Source organism: Vibrio sp. B1ASS3 (assembly GCF_905175355.1).
Lineage (GTDB): Bacteria > Pseudomonadota > Gammaproteobacteria > Enterobacterales > Vibrionaceae > Vibrio > Vibrio owensii.
Map to the genome: position 1 here is coordinate 944,405 of NZ_HG992743.1, position 18,183 is coordinate 962,587.

General features: G+C 43.7%; 11 protein-coding genes and 1 pseudogene. 10 read left to right on the plus strand and 2 right to left on the minus strand.

Annotated elements, in window-relative coordinates:
* The first annotated feature begins 17 nt into the window (after window positions 1–17).
* The 9 genes and pseudogenes from tssI (at window position 18) to KJB05_RS22740 (ending at window position 13,646) form a co-directional block, all read left to right on the plus strand.
* The gene (gene tssI / locus KJB05_RS22700) at window positions 18–1,853 is read left to right on the plus strand and encodes a type VI secretion system tip protein TssI/VgrG (protein ID WP_208446207.1); all 1,836 of its coding nucleotides are present in this window, start codon (window positions 18–20) and stop codon (window positions 1,851–1,853) included.
* 12 nt (window positions 1,854–1,865) lie between these two features.
* Window positions 1,866–2,155 (plus strand): annotated as a pseudogene (locus KJB05_RS22705) (PAAR domain-containing protein).
* On the plus strand, window positions 2,156–2,986 hold the full coding sequence (locus tag KJB05_RS22710; RefSeq protein WP_208446206.1) for an NAD/NADP transhydrogenase beta subunit: 831 nt from the start codon (window positions 2,156–2,158) through the stop codon (window positions 2,984–2,986).
* Window positions 2,987–2,994: 8 nt separating this feature from the next.
* Window positions 2,995–7,230 carry an RHS repeat-associated core domain-containing protein gene (locus KJB05_RS22715; protein ID WP_208446205.1) on the plus strand — a complete coding sequence of 1,412 codons (4,236 nt, stop codon included), beginning with the start codon at window positions 2,995–2,997 and terminating at the stop codon, window positions 7,228–7,230.
* Between the two features lie 10 nt (window positions 7,231–7,240).
* The gene (locus KJB05_RS22720) at window positions 7,241–7,516 is read left to right on the plus strand and encodes a hypothetical protein (RefSeq protein WP_033006457.1); all 276 of its coding nucleotides are present in this window, start codon (window positions 7,241–7,243) and stop codon (window positions 7,514–7,516) included.
* Between the two features lie 15 nt (window positions 7,517–7,531).
* Complete coding sequence (locus KJB05_RS22725; protein ID WP_208446204.1) at window positions 7,532–7,954, plus strand: hypothetical protein; 423 nt, start codon at window positions 7,532–7,534, stop codon at window positions 7,952–7,954.
* 328 nt (window positions 7,955–8,282) lie between these two features.
* Window positions 8,283–9,422, plus strand: a complete 1,140-nt coding sequence (locus KJB05_RS22730) for an exonuclease SbcCD subunit D (RefSeq protein WP_208446203.1) — start codon at window positions 8,283–8,285, stop codon at window positions 9,420–9,422.
* Between the two features lie 9 nt (window positions 9,423–9,431).
* Window positions 9,432–12,488, plus strand: coding sequence for an SMC family ATPase (locus KJB05_RS22735; protein WP_208446202.1), 3,057 nt, complete (start codon window positions 9,432–9,434; stop codon window positions 12,486–12,488).
* Between the two features lie 144 nt (window positions 12,489–12,632).
* Complete coding sequence (locus KJB05_RS22740; RefSeq protein ID WP_213053086.1) at window positions 12,633–13,646, plus strand: IS110 family transposase; 1,014 nt, start codon at window positions 12,633–12,635, stop codon at window positions 13,644–13,646.
* A gap of 260 nt (window positions 13,647–13,906) precedes the next feature.
* On the opposite strand, the gene KJB05_RS22745 is transcribed toward KJB05_RS22740, so the two are convergent.
* Window positions 13,907–14,287, minus strand: coding sequence for a cystatin domain-containing protein (locus tag KJB05_RS22745; protein WP_032802381.1), 381 nt, complete (start codon window positions 14,285–14,287; stop codon window positions 13,907–13,909).
* 375 nt (window positions 14,288–14,662) lie between these two features.
* Between KJB05_RS22745 and KJB05_RS22750 the strand changes: the two genes are divergently transcribed.
* The gene (locus tag KJB05_RS22750) at window positions 14,663–16,348 is read left to right on the plus strand and encodes an immunoglobulin-like domain-containing protein (RefSeq protein ID WP_208446502.1); all 1,686 of its coding nucleotides are present in this window, start codon (window positions 14,663–14,665) and stop codon (window positions 16,346–16,348) included.
* Between the two features lie 332 nt (window positions 16,349–16,680).
* On the opposite strand, the gene KJB05_RS22755 is transcribed toward KJB05_RS22750, so the two are convergent.
* Window positions 16,681–18,060 (minus strand): IS4 family transposase, encoded by a 1,380-nt coding sequence (locus KJB05_RS22755; RefSeq protein ID WP_213053131.1) that lies wholly within the window; start codon window positions 18,058–18,060, stop codon window positions 16,681–16,683.
* Between the last annotated feature and the right edge of the window lie 123 nt (window positions 18,061–18,183).

Genomic DNA, 18,183 nt, shown 5'->3' on the forward strand with positions numbered 1-18,183 from the left:
TTATAAAGAAGTATCTAATGAAAAAAGCGACACAGAAAAATAATTTTATTCGTATTTCTACACCATTTGGTACAGATGCCATTATTCTAAATTCATTTGAATATAAGGAAAAAGTATCAGATCTTTTTTCATTACATGCGCAAGCTTATTTCAACGGGCAACATGAAGAGCTCAATAATATTATTGGAAAAGAGGTTGTTATCGCTATGGACAATGATCCAAGTGTTAGCTTTCAACCTCGTTACTTTCATGGTGTCGTTTCACGAGCTAAGTTAGCAGGATCGCGGGTGACCACTGCTCATCAAGGTGAAAACTATCGAAATATCGATTTACTTATTGAGCCTAAAGTTCGCTTTGCCGATTATCGAGTCCACTCCCGTATTTTTCAAAACAAAGACATTAAAGAAATTGTGTCGGAAGTATTATCTGAGCATGACGTAAGCTTTAGCCTAAAGCTTACCAAGTCGTACTCTAAATATACTTATAAAGTTCAATATGAAGAATCTGATCTGGCATTTGTTGAACGACTTCTGTCTGAAGAAGGGATTGCTTACTGCTTCTCACATACAAATTCAGCACACATACTGGAATTGTTTGATGATCTTAACTTTTACATACCTGGCTCAGAGTTTCTTGTTGAACATACGACGGGAACAGGTCAAGCAAGCCACATTTACTCTTGGAATGAAACGCAAATACTGACGACAAAAGCCGCACACAAGTCCGGCTTTAATATGCTCAAGCCTTTATCACCTCCACAGAATCTTACTAGTGGATCTGCACAACTGTTTTCGGTGCCAAATAGTGAGCACTACGAATACTTAGCTGAAGCTGAAACTGACGATGAGTTTGTGTTGCGAAATACACACGCGATCGAATCGCTTCAGCAAGACGTTTATCAATGCAGTGGTGAATCAAGCTGCAGAACATTTGCTGTCGGCAAACTTTTTAAATTTAAAAAGCATGAGGATAAGACTCGAGTAGGAAAAGAGTATGTGCTTTCTTCTGTCGCACTTTCTGCTGCGGTATTTAACCAAACGGGACAGGGCGGTACATCGTCACAAGGTGTTAGAGTTTCGTTTCATTGCGTTGACTCAAACACCATTCTGCGCCCAAAAATGCAGAGGCTTAAACCGCAGATTAGAGGTTTGCAAACCGCAATTGTGACAGGAAACAAGGATGGCGAAATCTACGTCGATAAATTTGGCCGAATCAAAGTGCAGTTCCACTGGGATCGTGAAGGGCAATATGATGCGAACAGTTCATGTTGGATTCGAGTCGCTCAAGCCAGTGCTGGCAATGGCTGGGGGAGTGTATTCCATCCAAGAGTCGGACAAGAAGTTATCGTCGATTTTGTAAATGGAGACCCAGATCAGCCAATCGTAACTGGGGCTCTTTATAACGGTACCCAGCTAACACCTTATCAATTACCTGCTCAGGCTTCCCAAAGCGGCTATAAGTCCCGTTCAGTACAAAAAGGCAGCGACAAGTTCAATGAGTTGCGCTTTGAAGATAAACCCGGTGAAGAGCATGTTTATTTGCATGCTGAGAAGCTCTTTCAAATGGTGGTGGAAGACAATGCCGATATTGCTGTAGAAAACAATAAAAGTGAAAGGATTACCAATGATTTCATGCAAGAGGTTGGTAATAACGCGAGTCAGAAAGTAGGCAAGAACCAAGGGCTTGATATCGGTGAAGCTCTTGTCGTTAAAGCGGGTAAGAGCATTGAAATAAAGGTAGGAGGGGCGTCCATACAAATGTCTAGTTCTGGGGAGATCAACATTAAAGGCAACAAGATCTCTATTAATGGTTCAGCCATAGCACTTAAAGCTGGTCAAATTTCTCTTAACTAAAGGTGAGCAGATATGGGTAAACCAGCCGCGGTATTGGGGAGTCACCATATGTGCCCCAAAAAAACAAACAAAGTCCCTCATGTAGGTGGTCCTGTCGTTGTCGGTTCTCCAAACGTGAAGATTTCAGGTATTCCGGCTGCACGTCAGGGAGACAAGCTGTCTTGTGTGGGGCCTCCAGACACTATTTCATCCGGGTCTTCGAGCGTCAAATCAACGGAAAACCTGCGGCTAGGCTGGGAGACTCCACCGCGCATGGCGGTAAAATTGTCGCCGGTAACTCAGCAATATTAATTGGTGGGTAAATGGCGCTATTGTTTCAATCGCAACTTTGTATGCTGGGCGATCAAGCGTTTTCTGTAGAGCAATTGGAAAACAATACGCTAAGGCCATCAGAAAAAAACGAACTGATTCCACAAGCCAGGGAAAGCTCAGTCCTGCCTGCCTATGACAAATTAACTCACTATTCAAAAGCACTGTCTGAATGTGGTGTCGAAGGGCAAGTTTATCTTCTGTTACCAAAGCTATCGGACAAGGTTGAGCTTCAACGTATTACAACGCTGCTTCTTTCGGTGTTTCAACGAGTAGAACCACAACATTTGGCGTTATATCCGTATGGGAACGCGTCTTTTTTGATGGCGCTGAGTCGGATCCAACGAGCAGTAAAACAAACTAAACTATTATGGATTGTCGCTTTAAATGTTGCCGATGCTAAAGGGGAGCATGACTCATTAGTTGTCGCGCGTTGCTCCACGCAAAAACAGGGACTTATATTCAATAAGATCGCAATTGATCTTCAACTCGATAGTAACAACACCGCGGTTTCAAATGTCGTCAAGCAACTTGGAAAGTCGTGTGTAGAGGAGTTGGATGAATTGATGTTGTCAGCCGAAGGCGATGAGCCTGTGTGGCTGGAATCAATTCAATTCCTTTCTCCTTGGGTTAATAGAGACACCTCCTATCGGCTAATAGGTACCACGACTGGCCCTTTGGGGGCGAGTGGAGGGGTATTGAAGGCGATTTGTGCTTGCCTGCAGCCGAAAGAAACACACGATAAAAACTATTCAGGTATTCAGCTTGATATTGAGCGTGGTGGGTACGCCGTTGGTGCCACTTACCGCAGGGGTAGTGAGTAACTTACAAAATGAATATACAAAGGATTGTCAAACTCACATCTTTAAACGGAATCACGTTTTACTTTTCCTCGCAGCGACTTAGTACCGGCTCGGAACAAAGCTTTGCAACCGCTCGAAGTGCAGAAGCGTTTATTGAGAATTTTCATTTTTCCGATTTAGAGGAGCTCAGTGAAATTGCGTCATGGACAAGCATGAGTGCAACTTTTTCACATGAATACCAGACAAAGACTAAGTCTGAACTTCTTCAAATTATTGCTCAAGGATTACAAGAAAAAATCCTTTTTGCTATTGAGTTGCCTAAGACTGCGCCAAGCACATTTTATCCATCAGCCAACATACCTTCCCAAGTCATAAACCAACTGGCGAAGGTTGAGCGTAATAACTCGAACGCTACTCACTCAGGCACCAACACTGTCGCAAGTAATGGTAATCCTCAAGAAGAAAGTAGCAAAAGGCATGTAAAAGCAGGCGATCCTGTCTCCATGGTCACAGGGGAAGAAAATCTCTCATTGTCTGATGTCGTACTGCCGAATGGATTGGTTTGGTCACGAACGTATCGCTCATCGTTGTGCGATTCTGCTACCACGCTTGGCTTTGGTTGGAGACATATTTTTCAATATGAGCTAACAGACGTATTGGATGAAAAATCTAATATTACGGGGTGGCTGTTCATTGACGAAATGGGGGACACAATCCTATTTCCTAATGTCGCCAAAGGCGGAATTAGTTACCAAACTTATGTAGGTGCGAGTTGCCAGTATCATCACAGCGGTTATCGGTTAGTTACGTTAAGTAATGAAGCTCAAATCAAGTTTTTCTTAAAGAATGAGCAGTGGGTTGCTACTGAAATCCGTCTAGGTCATATGAAAACGGTAAATCTCGAATACTCTCGAAATCACCGTATCACCCATATATGCGTCAACCGACAAAACCAGCTTGAGCTCCAATACAATCATCAAGGCCAACTAATAGAGATTAGAAACCCAAAGACTCAACATTTGCTAGCCAAGTACGATTTCGATGTTGATGGGCGATTGATAGCTGCTCAGAATGAAAATGGTTTAATCGAACAATACCAATACGATGACACAAACCTAATTGTTAAACGAACGAGAGCTAGCGGGCTTTCTCATTACTTTACATGGTCTGGGCGAGGGCCTGATGCGCAATGCATAAAAAATTGGGCGGATGAAAGCGTTTATGATTACTCGTTTGAGTTTGATGGGACCGAATCCAAATACCGAAATTCACTTGGACACTGTTGGCACTATAAACACAATGAACAAGGTAAGTTGCTTGAGAGTGTAAGCCCTGAATCGAGATGTAGGGCATTTGAGTACGACTCACTCGGTAGATTAGTTTGTACTATCAATGCAGATCAGACATACACCCATCATAGCTACAACCCATTTGGCTTGCTCGAGAAAAACACACACTCGTCTGGGGCTACAGAGGGTTTTGAGTACAACGAATTTGGTCAATGCATTAAGCATCAATTTCCTGACGGTGAAATCGAGTTTAAAGAGTTCAATGCACTTGGTCAGCTCGTATGGCATCAACACAGTAATGGGCTTCAAGAACGCGCCGTATTCGATAAATATGGCAGACAAGTAGAAAGGAGTGCTGATACAGGATCTCGTACACAATGGTGGTGGAATGAGTCGCATCAGCTGTTAGCAAAAAAAGTCGATCAAAGCTTGATTCGCTATAGCTATGACGAGCGCGATCGAGTGAACGGAGTCGCTTACCCACATGGCCTTATAAGCGGATTTGAGCGCAATGAAAGCAACTTACTCACACGCCTATACTTCCAAAGCTCGGAAGATGGCACGTCTCGAGAGCATCGCTACCAATACGACGAAGTTGGGCGAGTTAAACAGCTTAATACGCCAAGAGGGACGACCCAAATTGTTTGGGGGAACTTTGCTCAACCAACGGAAATTGTTAAACCAGATCATAGCTCTTTTTCCTTCTCGTACGATGCGGAAAGGAACCTGATATCTATCGAGCGTTCTGACGGTTGCCAATACAAGTTTGCATACACTCCAGATGGCCAGATCAGCCAGACAATTAGCTTCGATCAAGTGCAAACAAACTACACCTATGACCGGGCTGAAAGATTAAGTGAAATCTTGCATTGTAGTGGTCGCATCTCTTTTGAGTATGACGAAGTTGGTCGCATCGCTAGGGTGAAAGCCCATGGCAAAAATAGCGGTGTTGAGGACCATTACCAACACACCTTAGGCGGCAAGTTAATCCGCGCGCACAACCATTTTTCAAATGTCTCCTATACGTATTTAGGTACAAAATTGGTAAGTGAAGAGCAGGGACGCTTTTCTTTCACCAATCAATACCAAGATAACGGCTTACTTCGCTCTCAATGTTATGACGACGGCACAGAGGTTATATATGAGCATGACCAATTTGGCACGGTATGCGGGTTAACGATTCATTCAAACGGCTCTGAAAGAGAAGATTCAATTAAGTTTGAATACGATGAATTACAACGTTTATCGATAATCACCTGTAGCGCGGGAAAAGAGCGGAGAGAGTTCGATGGAATAGGTCGCTTGAAGCGCCAAACATGGACTGGTTTTGAGCGTAAATACCATTTCAACGCACAGCATTTTCTTTCGCTCATCATCGACAGTGAAAAGGGAGCTCAGCATTATCAATATGATGAGCTCGGCCACTTAGAAAGAGTAAAGACAGAAACCTCTGAAGAGTCATACGTCTATGACAGTTTTGGCAACTTTAATGACGAAAGTGTACAGCGAGAACATGACCGTCTTATTGAATACCATGGCATCAAGTATGACTACGATGAACTAGGAAACAGAACTAGCAGTCAAGGAAATGGAGGAGAGCAGCATTGCACTTACGATGCTAAAGGGCAATTGATTGGTGTCGAAAGCGAAGGGCATTTATGTCAATTTGAATATGATGCGCTAGGTCGAAGAACGAAGAAAATCAGCGAAAACGGGACCACCGAATTTATTTGGCAAGGAAGTCATTTAGTCGGCGAGTATTCTCGTTCGGGTTATCGGTGGTATCTATATCAACCAAACAGTTTTGTTCCGCTTGCTCTTATTGAAAACGGTGAGTGTTATTTTTACCAATGTAATCAAATTGGAACTCCTGAACGTTTGGTGGACTCTATTGGGCAGGTAGTTTGGCAAGCAACATACGATACCTTTGGATTTGCTCACGTTGAAATCGAGACGGTTAAAAACAACCTTCGCTTACAGGGGCAGTACTTCGATATTGAGATTGGTCTGCACTACAACTTAGCACGATACTATGACCCTCAAATAGGTCGATTTATCCAACCCGATCCCCTAGGGCTGCTTGGCGGAACAAACCACTATCAATTTGCGCCAAATCCAGTTTCTTGGGTCGACCCCTTAGGTTTGTGTGCAAAAGAAGATACACCGACAGTTTTTGCCGGACATAATGATAATTCGCCTGAGAAGTCGGTGTATTACGCAATGGGGTCGGGGAATTATGAAAAGTTATCTCAGCATAAAAATTCTCAATATTTATTGATGAATGCTCCTTGCCCAAGCGTTTATGACTCTTCTAAATCGTTGGATATTAATGGCTTGTTTGAAGATTTTACTGTTGATAACTATGTCGCAGTAACGAGCAGTTTTGGTTATGCATACCCCAGTGAGTATGCGATAAGGCCAGTAGGGGCCACAGTAAGTCCCGAGACTATCTCACAAGTCAAGAATTTGAGTATTGCGGGTGCTTCCTTATTAGCAGTGCCTACTCTCTCAAAACTTAAGAAAAGCCCTAGGATAGCGGAACGGATCCCTAAAAAATATCAAACTTTGATCGATGATAGAGTAAACGTTATTGCTCAAGATACATCTCTTGCACCATGGACCAAAGAGAGTTTTTTAGATAGTAACTATAGAACTGTTAGGACAACAGAAGATATTAAAGTTTATAGAGTTTTTGGCGGATCAGCAAAACCAGGTGGTGCTTTCGTCACGACAGAGCCTGCTTTAAGCAAAATCCAAGCGAAAATCGATGCGGCATTATTACCAGAGTGGAAAAATACGCGTCAGTTTGAAGCAGAGATCATAATTCCAAAGGGAACTGTCCTTAGTGTTGGGAAAGTTGCTCCTCAAACGATAGTATCTTCAGGTACAATTTTAGCAGGAAATGTGGATCAAGTCTTAATGCCCTTGAATTGGCCTAAAGAGTGGGTTCAAACGGTTAGATTGTTAAGGCCATAGGATGTGTAAAATGTTGAAAAATTTACTAGTAGACCAGATTAAATATACGATTAAATTGCTTGATGATAAATACAAACGGTCAGGTGAAGTTATAATACTTGAGTATACAAATATGTATAAGGAGGTGCTTGCTTCAATTGAAAATGATGATTCAAATGACAGCGTAAAAATGAAAGCATTACGGTTGTTAAATCTCACTCGCGGCTATATGGAGAGCTCGTCTGATTATCAGCAAAAATTCTTAGATGAAATGTATAAAACAGAGAAATTAATAAGATCTTTTTAAATTAAGTAAATTATTTTGCGTTTTTTATCTGTTATTTTACTGGCCCTGTCAGGGGCATTTGCTTCAATGGCAGATGATTTTGACTCGATACTAACCATACTAACAAAAGAAGAGTACAAACATTGTATTGCATATCCTGAACATTTCGGTTCTCACTCTCTTAATGATTGTGCTGATTATATTTATGGAATGAACAATGTGCTCAACGATATTTGGTGGGATTCGAGTGTTGATAAAAACACCGTAATGTTCTTTGACTATTTGTGGGAGAATAGCGAAGAGATAGTTATGCTCGAAAACCCACTGATTAAGTTAAACTTGGCATTCCTGTTAGGGCAAACTTTATGGAGTGGGATGCCATGCAACCATTGTGAATCTCTGCGTTCCTATACAGTGTCGTATATTTTGAACGACAATATTGAAATAGTCGCTTCCTGACTGAGCGCCCTTGGAGTAGTAGGGCGATCTGATGATGTGTTTTTGCTAAGACCTATAATCTTGAAGGAGATGGAAGGGGTAGCTGAAAAAACTGTCAGAACAGCAACCAAGTTATTGAACGATAAAAAGTTAGTTAATGAATTTTTTGCTGAGCTATATCCTGAAATCGGGAGGGGGTCATTGAGAAGATATATAGAACGCTACATGAAGGATTAACGATTTTCGATCTTCAGTTTTTGTACACAAACCACATGAAAAGCTTACGAACTCACGATATCCTAGGGGGATAATAAGATAGCGCCATGTAGATGGCAGAAAGTGAATTCGAATGAAGTTTATCCATACCTCAGATTGGCACCTTGGCCGACAGTTTCATAACGTCTCTTTGCTTGACGATCAGCAAGCCGTTCTTGACCAGTTAATCCAATATATTGAAAACAACCCTGTTGATGCGGTGGTAGTTGCTGGTGATATTTATGACCGTTCTGTCCCACCAACCATTGCGATTGAACTACTTAACAAAGTAGTGAAGCGAATCTGTGGTGAGCTAAACACGCCGATGATTCTGATTTCTGGTAACCATGACGGTGCTGAGCGCCTAGGTTTTGGCTCAGAACAGATGAAAAATGCAGGTCTTCACATTATCAGTAACTTCGAAGACATGCTTACCCCTGTTGTTATTGAAACCGCAAGCGCAGGGCAAGTTGCTTTTTATGGCATGCCTTATAACGACCCTGAGCAAGTCCGTTTTGCCTATCAAGAACCCGTTTCGACCCACGATCAAGCGCACAAGTTACTTGCCGAGAAAATCACGGAGCAGTTCCAACCAGAACAACGCAACGTGTTAGTCAGCCACTGCTTTGTCGATGGTGCCATTGGGTCTGAATCTGAGCGTCCACTTTCGATTGGTGGTTCTGACCGCGTCAGTCACGAGCATTTCCTAAACTTTGATTATGTAGCGTTGGGGCATTTGCACCAGCCACAGAAAAAAGGCGAAGAGTACATTCGTTATTCTGGTTCACTTATGAAATACAGCTTTGGTGAACAAAACCAAAAGAAAGGTTTCACGCTGGTGGAAATTGACCAAAACGGTTTTGTCTCGGCAGAGCATATTGACCTTGCCGCACCTCATGAGATGCGAATCGTTGAAGGCGAACTTGAACAAGTAATAGAGCAGGGCAAAACCGATCCGAAAAACGAAGACTACCTGTTGGTACGTTTGATGGATAAGCACGCGATCTTAAACCCAATGGAAAAGCTACGTGCTGTTTACCCAAATGTTTTGCACCTAGAAAAACCGGGCATGTTAATTGGTGTCGAGCAGGAAATGGCGCAAGCGAAGTTGGCGAGAAGTGAGATAGACATGTTCCGAGATTTCTTTTCGGAAGCGCAAGACGGCCAATTATCGCAAGAACAAGATCAAGCGATCAGTGACATCATCAAACAACTTTCTCAGCAAGCTCAGTAAGGACCAAACATGAAACCCATTAAACTGACAATGCAGGCTTTTGGTCCGTTTGCTCAAACAGAAACGATTGAATTCGACAAGCTGGGAACTAACCCTCTGTTTCTTATCAATGGTCCTACTGGTTCGGGTAAAACCTCGATTCTCGATGCGATTTGTTTTGCGCTTTATGGTGAAACAACGGGTAACGAGCGCCAAGGTATTCAAATGCGTTGCGATATGGCAGCACCAACGTTATTGACCGAAGTGACGCTAGAGTTCTCTTTACACGGCAAGTCTTATCGAGTGATTCGCTCACCAGAACAAGAAGCACCAAAGGCGCGTGGTGAGGGCATGACGGTGCGTAAGCATACCGCAGCTTTGTATGAGATTACGGACGAAGAAAAGCTCATCACCAGCAAAACAACTCAAGTAAAGACAGAAGTGACCAATATCATTGGCTTGAACGAAACTCAGTTCCGCCAAGTGATGGTGTTGCCACAAGGTAAGTTTCGAGAGTTGTTACTTGCGACATCCAAAGAGCGGGAAGAGATTTTTGGTCAGCTATTCCAAACGGATATCTACAAGAAGATTGAATACGCACTGAAAGACAAAGCGAGTGCTATTAGCAAAGCCAAAGACGAGTTTGATAACCAAATTCGAGGCGCACTGCAGGTGGCTGGTGTTTCTTCAGAAGCGGAGTTGACAGAGCAGCGCGAAGCCTTATCTGTTCAATTTGAATCTGTACAAAAGCAAGAGCAAGAATCTCTGGCGCAATTAAATGCGGTAAAAACGGAACTGCAAAAAGCAGAAGCATTGAGCAATGAGTTCAAAAAGCGCGAGCAAGCCGAAATTGCATTGAAGCAACATTTGGAGCAGAGCGATGCTGTCTCATCACGTCAATTGCAGCTAGACAATGCGAAGAAGGCAAGCAAGGTTGAGTTGCCTTATGTCACGTTACAAAATGCCTCAAAGCAAACGCAAGAACTTGAGCAAAAGGTAGCTAAGCTTTCTCAAGATCTTACGGTGGCAAATGACGCGGTAAAATCCAAAGAAGGCGCATTGCAAACCGCGAAAGAACAAGCCGCACAATTGCCAAAACTGACAGAGCAGCAATACCAACTTGAAGGCATGAAAGTAAAGCTGGTTGAAAAGGCAGAGCTAGAGAAAGCCATTAACGCAGGTTTGACGCAAAAGTCGGAGTTTGAGGCAACGCTTAAGAAATATATCGCTCTGAAAGAGAAGTTAACGCTAGAGGCGCAACGAGGTCAGAGGTCACTGGATCAAGCCCGAGTCGATGTTGCAAGTATTGGCAGTGTCGAGGCAGAGATAACGCAGCAGCAACGTTTGATGCAAGACCTACAGAAGCTCACTGGCTTAAACCAAGAGCTGGCGAAATTGGATGCATTGACGCCTAGCAAACAAGCTTCGGTTGACCAAGCAAAAGCGCGATACGTAGAACTTCAACGCTCAGCAGATACACTTGAATTGAGCTGGCACAATGCTCAAGCTGCTGTATTGGCTCAGCGCTTACGGGCCGGTGAAATGTGTCCGGTGTGCGGTAGTGTAGAACACCCTCAACCCGCTCAATTTGTTGGTGAAGAGGTAACAAAAGAGCAAGTTCAGCGTGCTCGAAATACGGAGCGAGAAGGGCAAGTTGCGCTTAACCAATTGAGCAATCAATTGGAGCAGCACAATATCGCAGTCGGACAATACAAGCAGCAGATTGAGCAACTATCCGTTGAGCTTGGCCAAAACGCATCAATGGATTTAAGCGCGTTACAAGCGTCTATGCAGCAGCTCAATGAACGTTTACAGCAATTGTCATCGATTAACTTGGTTCAGCTGGAACAAAACGTCAATGAGTTAAACCAACGTTGTGTTACGGGGGAAGGTAAGATCAATGATCTGCAAAACCAGATGGCAGCAAACGAATCGACGGTGAAAGGGAACCAAGAGCAACTGGCTAAACTCTCGGCTTCGTTAGATGCTAAGTACTCATCTCTTGAAGTTCTTGAGCAAGACATTGTTGCGATTCAAAAACAGATTGCGGAGTTGAATACCGCATTCGAGTCTGCACAAAACCATTTACAACAAGCCGTGCTGGCGAAGACCAATATTGAAAGCCAACTGACAACTAATCAACAGTGGTTGAATGAGGCACTAGAGCGTTTGAACACAGCTAAAGCTGATTGGGCGCAAGCGTTGCAGGTGAGCGCATTCGAGGATGAAGCGCAATTCCTAGCATGTAAAGTTGATGAAGCCGAGATGCAGGTTTGGCAGCAAGAAATTGAGGCGTTCAAACAGACTCAAATCAAGCTAGAACAAACCTTGGCAGACTTGAGTTCCACGTTGAAAGACTTGGCGTTGCCTGATTTAGAAGGTCTTAACGTTAAATTAAACAGTCTTCAGCAAAGTTACGTTGAAGCGCGTAATCAGCTTGATAGCACGCGCTCTTTGTTTGAACGTATAGAGAAAGTCCGCAATGACATCGCGACGTTACATGATAAGAACACTAAGTTAGAAGACGAATATAAAGTGTTTGGTACCTTGTATGACGTTGCTAGCGGTAAAACGGGTAGTCGTATCAGTCTGCACCGATTTGTCCTTGGTGTGTTATTAGACGACGTGTTGATTCAAGCGTCACAGCGCTTAAGTCTGATGAGTAAAGGCCGCTATATCTTGGCTCGTAAAACCGAAGGCTTTAAAGGTGCAGCAGGACGAGGCTTGGATTTGGTAGTTGAGGATAGCTACACAGGTAAAACGCGCGATGTTGCGACGTTATCAGGTGGTGAATCTTTCATGGCAGCGTTGGCATTAGCGCTCGGTCTATCTGATGTTGTGCAGTCTTACAGTGGTGGTATTCGTTTAGATACACTGTTTATTGATGAAGGTTTTGGCAGCTTAGATCCGGAATCTTTGGATCTTGCGATTCAAACCTTGGTCGACTTACAACAAACGGGTCGGATGATTGGCGTGATTTCTCACGTATCCGAGCTGAAAGAGCAAATGGCGCAGCGCATTGATGTTGAACCGTCGCGACTTGGTTCTACAGTTTCTGTGAAGTCTCAGATGGCATTTGATTCTTAATCGGTAACGGTCAACGGTACTGGTAAACATTGATAAACAAAAAGCCCCGCTAGATTACGGTGTAAAATAGCGGGGCTAATTATATGGTCCGCCTCACTCTCAAGCCCTACGCTTAGAGTTGGCTCTCAGAACGAGGTGAACCATATGTCTACCATTCACATCTTAGGTATCGATTTAGGCAAGCACTGCTTTCATGCGGTTGGTAACAATCACACTGGCAAAGACGTTATTCGCCGTAAGTTTAGTCGAATCCAACTACTTCGTTTCTTATCTGTACTTGAACCTACCATCATCGCTTTTGAAGCCTGTGGTGGTGCTCACTGGCTTGCGAGAAAGTGTGAAGCCTATGGGCATCGAGTTCGACTTATCCCGCCTCAATATGTAAAACCTTACGTCAAAGGTAACAAGAACGACTTTATTGATGCAGCTGCGATAGCAGAAGCAGCGAGTCGACCAAGCATGAGATTTGTCTCTGCCAAGTCAGAGGAAGCTCAGGTAATCGCAGCTATCCATCGAGTGAGGGATGGTTATATAAAAGAACGAACGGCTTGTATGAGCCGAATTGGAGCAATACTACTTGAGTTTGGGCTGAGTTTTCCTAAAGGCCATGCCAAGATGAAAGCGCTATTTCAGTGGTTGGCCGAGCAAGATATAAAACTACCACCGAGTCTGGTCGCTGAGTTGCTCTCGATTCATGAGCACTATAAATACCTAAATGAGCAAGTATCTACTCAAGATAGAAAACTGAAAGCAATTACTGAAAATAATGAAAATGCCGAGCTTTTGAAGAGTATTCCTGGTATTGGTGATTTAACAGCAACGCTGTGTGTGGCTAATATCAGTTCTCCTTCAAACTTTGGTGGAGGTCGCGAGATGGCTGCATGGCTAGGACTCGTTCCAAGGCAGTATTCAACGGGTGGCAAATCAAAGCTATTAGGCATGAGTAAACGAGGGAACAAACACCTTCGCGCTCTATTTATACATGGAGCGAGGTCCGTGCTATCTAGGATAGAAACAACAGGAAAAGTGTTTGGAGATTGGTTAGTCAATTTACGAGCAACAAAGCCGTTTAATGTAGTGGTAGTCGCACTTGCCAATAAGCTAGCAAGAATAGCTTGGGCGGTGTTGTACCACCGCCAAGCTTTTAAGGCTGTATAGCCATAACCAAGTTTGCAACGCCAATGAACGTGATGACAAAAACGGTCGATCGGCCAGATTAGTAACCTGATACAAAAAATAGCACCTAGTTGCTTTGGGGCTTTTAAGGATAATCTGGCGCGGATATCATCGTGGAGCGGGAAGTTAATGTTCCCAACGTGGACTCCGAATACATTAGCGCAAACCAACTCCGTTATTACTAAATTGTAGTTGCAATAACGGGGCGGACCATACATTTTTGGTTCTCAGTCTCGAAGCATTTATTGTTCGCAGAAGCGACCTTCTTTCGGTGACTGCGTAATCGCATACTCACCATCAAGGTTGCGGTAAACAACCGTGTTCCAAACTGAACCGTCATTCAATTCAAACTCTATCGCGTAGTTCACACCACTCACAATTTGTGCATGAACGGACAAGATCTGTTTAAACGAAGAGAGAGTTTCCATTTTGTTTAGGACAAAGGCCATTGCCTTTTGAGCGTCTGGGGTAGCATCGAATTCGTTCCACCCACCTGGCATATTTCCTTGTGTACTACATACATCTGCCGAGGTTGTTGGCTGTGTCGCTTCATCTTGAGTTTTTTGCTGACATCCGACAAGCAAAACCAAGATTGCGCAAGCTGACACTGTTTTTAATTTCATAAAAATAACCTCTATTTATGCAAGCCCGCATTATATAGGTTGGCATTCCAGCCCAATGTCTACGTTGTGCAAACTTTTTATATGAACAGGGTTAAATCCTGATTAAATCGTTGCGAGTGACCTCCAAAAAATAGATTTTGGTTAACTTTTTGCCTGATTTTGATAGTAAGTCACGCTTGAGAGCGAACGCTAATTTTCAATTCATTTCGCGTCGTGAATTAAGATCACAATTATAAAATAGACATGGAAAACATAACTTTGCACGTGTATCTGTTTTCTCAATACGGCCATATAATCCAATCAAAATTCATTAGGCACCAATAGAAAGTGCTGAATGATTGTTGTGATGAAACAAAATGGATGAGAGGTAACACGATGAAGCAAAAAGCGCTATATCTAGCAGTAGCATTGGGTTTGAGTGGTCTTTCAAACGTAGCATCCGCTAATGAGATGGTGAATCCAGATGGTGGTGTCGTAGTCGGTTATTGGCATAACTGGTGCGATGGGGCTGGTTACAAGGGCGGTAACGCACCGTGTGTGACGCTGGATGAAGTTGATCCTATGTACAATGTGGTTAACGTCTCCTTTATGAAGGTGTTCAATACCAGTGAAGGCCGTATTCCTACCTTTAAGCTCGATCCAAATATTGGTCTTTCAGAACAACAATTTATTGATCAAATTGGCGCACTAAACCAACAAGGACGCGCCGTTCTTATTGCGCTTGGTGGTGCAGATGCACACGTTGAGCTGAAAACTGGCGATGAGCAAGCATTCGCACAAGAGATCATCCGCCTGACTGATAAATTCGGCTTTGATGGTCTGGATATCGATTTAGAGCAATCTGCAGTAACTGCGTCAGACAACCAAACCGTAATCCCAGCTGCACTTCGCCTTGTAAAAGAACACTACCAACAGCAGGGTAAAAACTTCCTAATTACGATGGCGCCTGAGTTTCCATACTTAACAGAAGGTGGCAAATACGTTCCTTATATTACTGGATTAGAAGGGTACTACGATTGGATCAACCCTCAGTTTTACAATCAAGGTGGTGATGGCATTTGGGTTGAAGGTGTGGGTTGGATTGCACAAAACAATGATGCGCTAAAACAAGAATTCATTTACTACATTTCAGACTCTCTATCGAACGGTACACGTGGTTTCCACAAAATTCCGCATGACAAATTGGTGTTTGGTATTCCATCTAACATTGATGCAGCCGCAACAGGCTTTGTACAAGACCCTCAAGATCTTTACGATGCGTTTGACCAACTTAAAGCGCAAGGGCAGGCACTTCGTGGCGTAATGACATGGTCGGTGAACTGGGATATGGGCACAGACAAGAATGGTCAGGCGTACGGTGAAAAGTTTGTGAAGGATTACGGTCCGTTCATCCATGGCCAGACTCCACCACCGCCAAGTGAAGGCGAACCGGTGTTCAGCGGCATCAGTGATGTTCGCGTGCATCACGGTAGTTCATTTGATCCGTATGCTGGTGTTACCGCGTCTGATAAAGAAGATGGAGACCTAACTAACAGCATCACTGTCGAAGGTTCAGTTGATGTGAACACCGTTGGCACATATGTTTTGGTTTACAGTGTAAAAGACAGCGACAACAATGAAACCAAGCAAAGCAGAACAGTTGTTGTTTACAGCCTAGTGCCTGAGTTTGAAGGTGTAACGGATACGACCATACAGCTTGGTGACGCATTTGACCCAATGGCAGGCGTAAAAGCGACGGATGCAGAAGACGGTGATTTGACTGATCAAGTTCGTGTTGAGGGCAGCGTAGATGTTAACGTGCTAGGTGTCTACGACTTGGTTTATCGAGTAACGGACAGTGCAAATCAGACTACGACAGCTCAACGCTCTGTGGTTGTTTCTGATGGCAGCAGTTACCCTCCGTATGAATCTGGAAAAACGTACGAAGCAGGTGACATTGTCACAGGTTCAGATGGTAACTTGTATCAGTGTAAACCGTGGCCATACACGGGCTGGTGTTCAAACCCTTCTTATGCACCTGGTGAAACCGTTTACTGGTCAGACGCATGGGATAAGTTGTAATTAGCTCATGAATTTAGGTATACCCAAGCAACCTCGAGGTGCTAGGTTCAGCGAGATTGACTTGGTTTGTAGACGCGGCGGCGATTTAAAGGTTTAGTGGGTCTAAATCAAGAATCGACAACAAAGTATACAAGCCAAGTCAACTCGCCCTCAGGGAGCGTGTCATTGACCCGATTACTGCGTCAAACAACTTGGAAAGAGCTCGCTATTCCGCTTCGTTGTTTTCCTTGCTTACTTTCGGTAAACAGGGAATCAATGACAACGCTCTGAATCAGCACCTTGAAGTCACTTGGGTATAGACCTCCTTAATTGGCTGTCTCTTGATCACAAGTCTAGTGATCAAGAGACATTGCGAGTTCGTGGCCTTCAAGGATGGTTTGTAGTTTAAACCATCCTTCCCAAAGTGCCTTTATTGAAGCTCTGCCCGTCCTCTTGGTATCTTTCCAACCGCCTAATTTAGCGAGATTCTTGTACGCCCAGCCCATATCCGGCGTTTCTTTAGGTAACGTCTTACTTTCTAGTTTCAACCACAGCAGCTTCCAAGCTTTTTTGCCCAAGACCTTTTCACAACTTTCTGTTGATAGCTCATCAACCTCTTTAATGAAGCGTAACGCCAATAAACGTGTCGCAACAAAGGCATAGATGACACTTAACCTCTCTAAGTTACCTTTACTTTGGAGTCTTAGTGACTCCACATCCGTACCTTCACTTTTCCAGACTTTATGGAAGTCTTCAATCAGCCATCGACGCTCGTAATAACCGATAATTCTCATGGCGTCTTCAGCGTTGTTTACTGGCTCCGACGTCAAGAGGTGCCATGCTAACTTGTCTTTTGATGTCCCTTGCTCAAGGCAACCAACATAATAAACAGGTATGCCTGCGTGCTCCTTTTTGTTTGCTGGAGCCTTTAATGTCACCTGACCATATTTAACATCAAGATTTACATCTCTCGCTTTTCTTCCTCCTTTTTGGGGGATGGTAAGCTCTTTTGTCTGGACGCTTGGTAACGCTTGCGCATAGTCGTAAAGCTTTTGAGCGTGCTCTTCTAGACAGCGGCTTTGCATTGAACGAACGACAAAACGCTGCTGATGTTGACGTTTATAAGTTAAGTATTCGAATAGGTCAGCTTCTCGGTCACAGACCGAGATAACATCTAACATCTTATCCCCTAGGCGCTCAACGACACGGCGAGAAGCTTGCTCCCATTTGTAACTCTCTTTCTCCTCGTAAGGACGAGTCGCGTGTTGGTGCTTTTGCCCACGCTTAGTAATATCTCGGCTCCATCGTTGTTGCTCTATAAGACCAACAATGGTCTGACTTTGTGGTGCAAAAAGTAACGTCGAATGTACATGGAGAGCTCGAATTCTGTCGCCTTGATTCGTGTGCCCGAGTTCATCTTTTATACTTCGATGAGGAAAACAGAGCGTTGTTGTATCTTCAAGCGCGAGTAATTCCTCATGCTCGTTAGCTCGAGATACCGTTGATTGAAAACCTGCTTCAGCGATGTCTTTTGCATCGATGTTTTCATTGCGGATAAAGCGATATGCCCCTTCCATATCGGCGGGAGAAAAAGGAAGTTTAGCCACGGAGACTCCTGGTTGATTAGCAATGGAAGTCGCTAAACTGATGAGGCGTTGTGTTCTTCGAGGGTCTTTAAGTTGTGCTTGTCCAAATTGTTCTTGTGCCCAAAGTTTAGCGTCTGAGTGTGTCATCTTAGTGTTTCAGTAAGGATTCTTAAGTGATCAGAGCGCACACACGTTAAAGAGTTCAAAAAAAATCCCCAAGCTATAAGCTTGGGGATTTGTGTATAAGAGACAGCCTTAATTGGAGGCTTT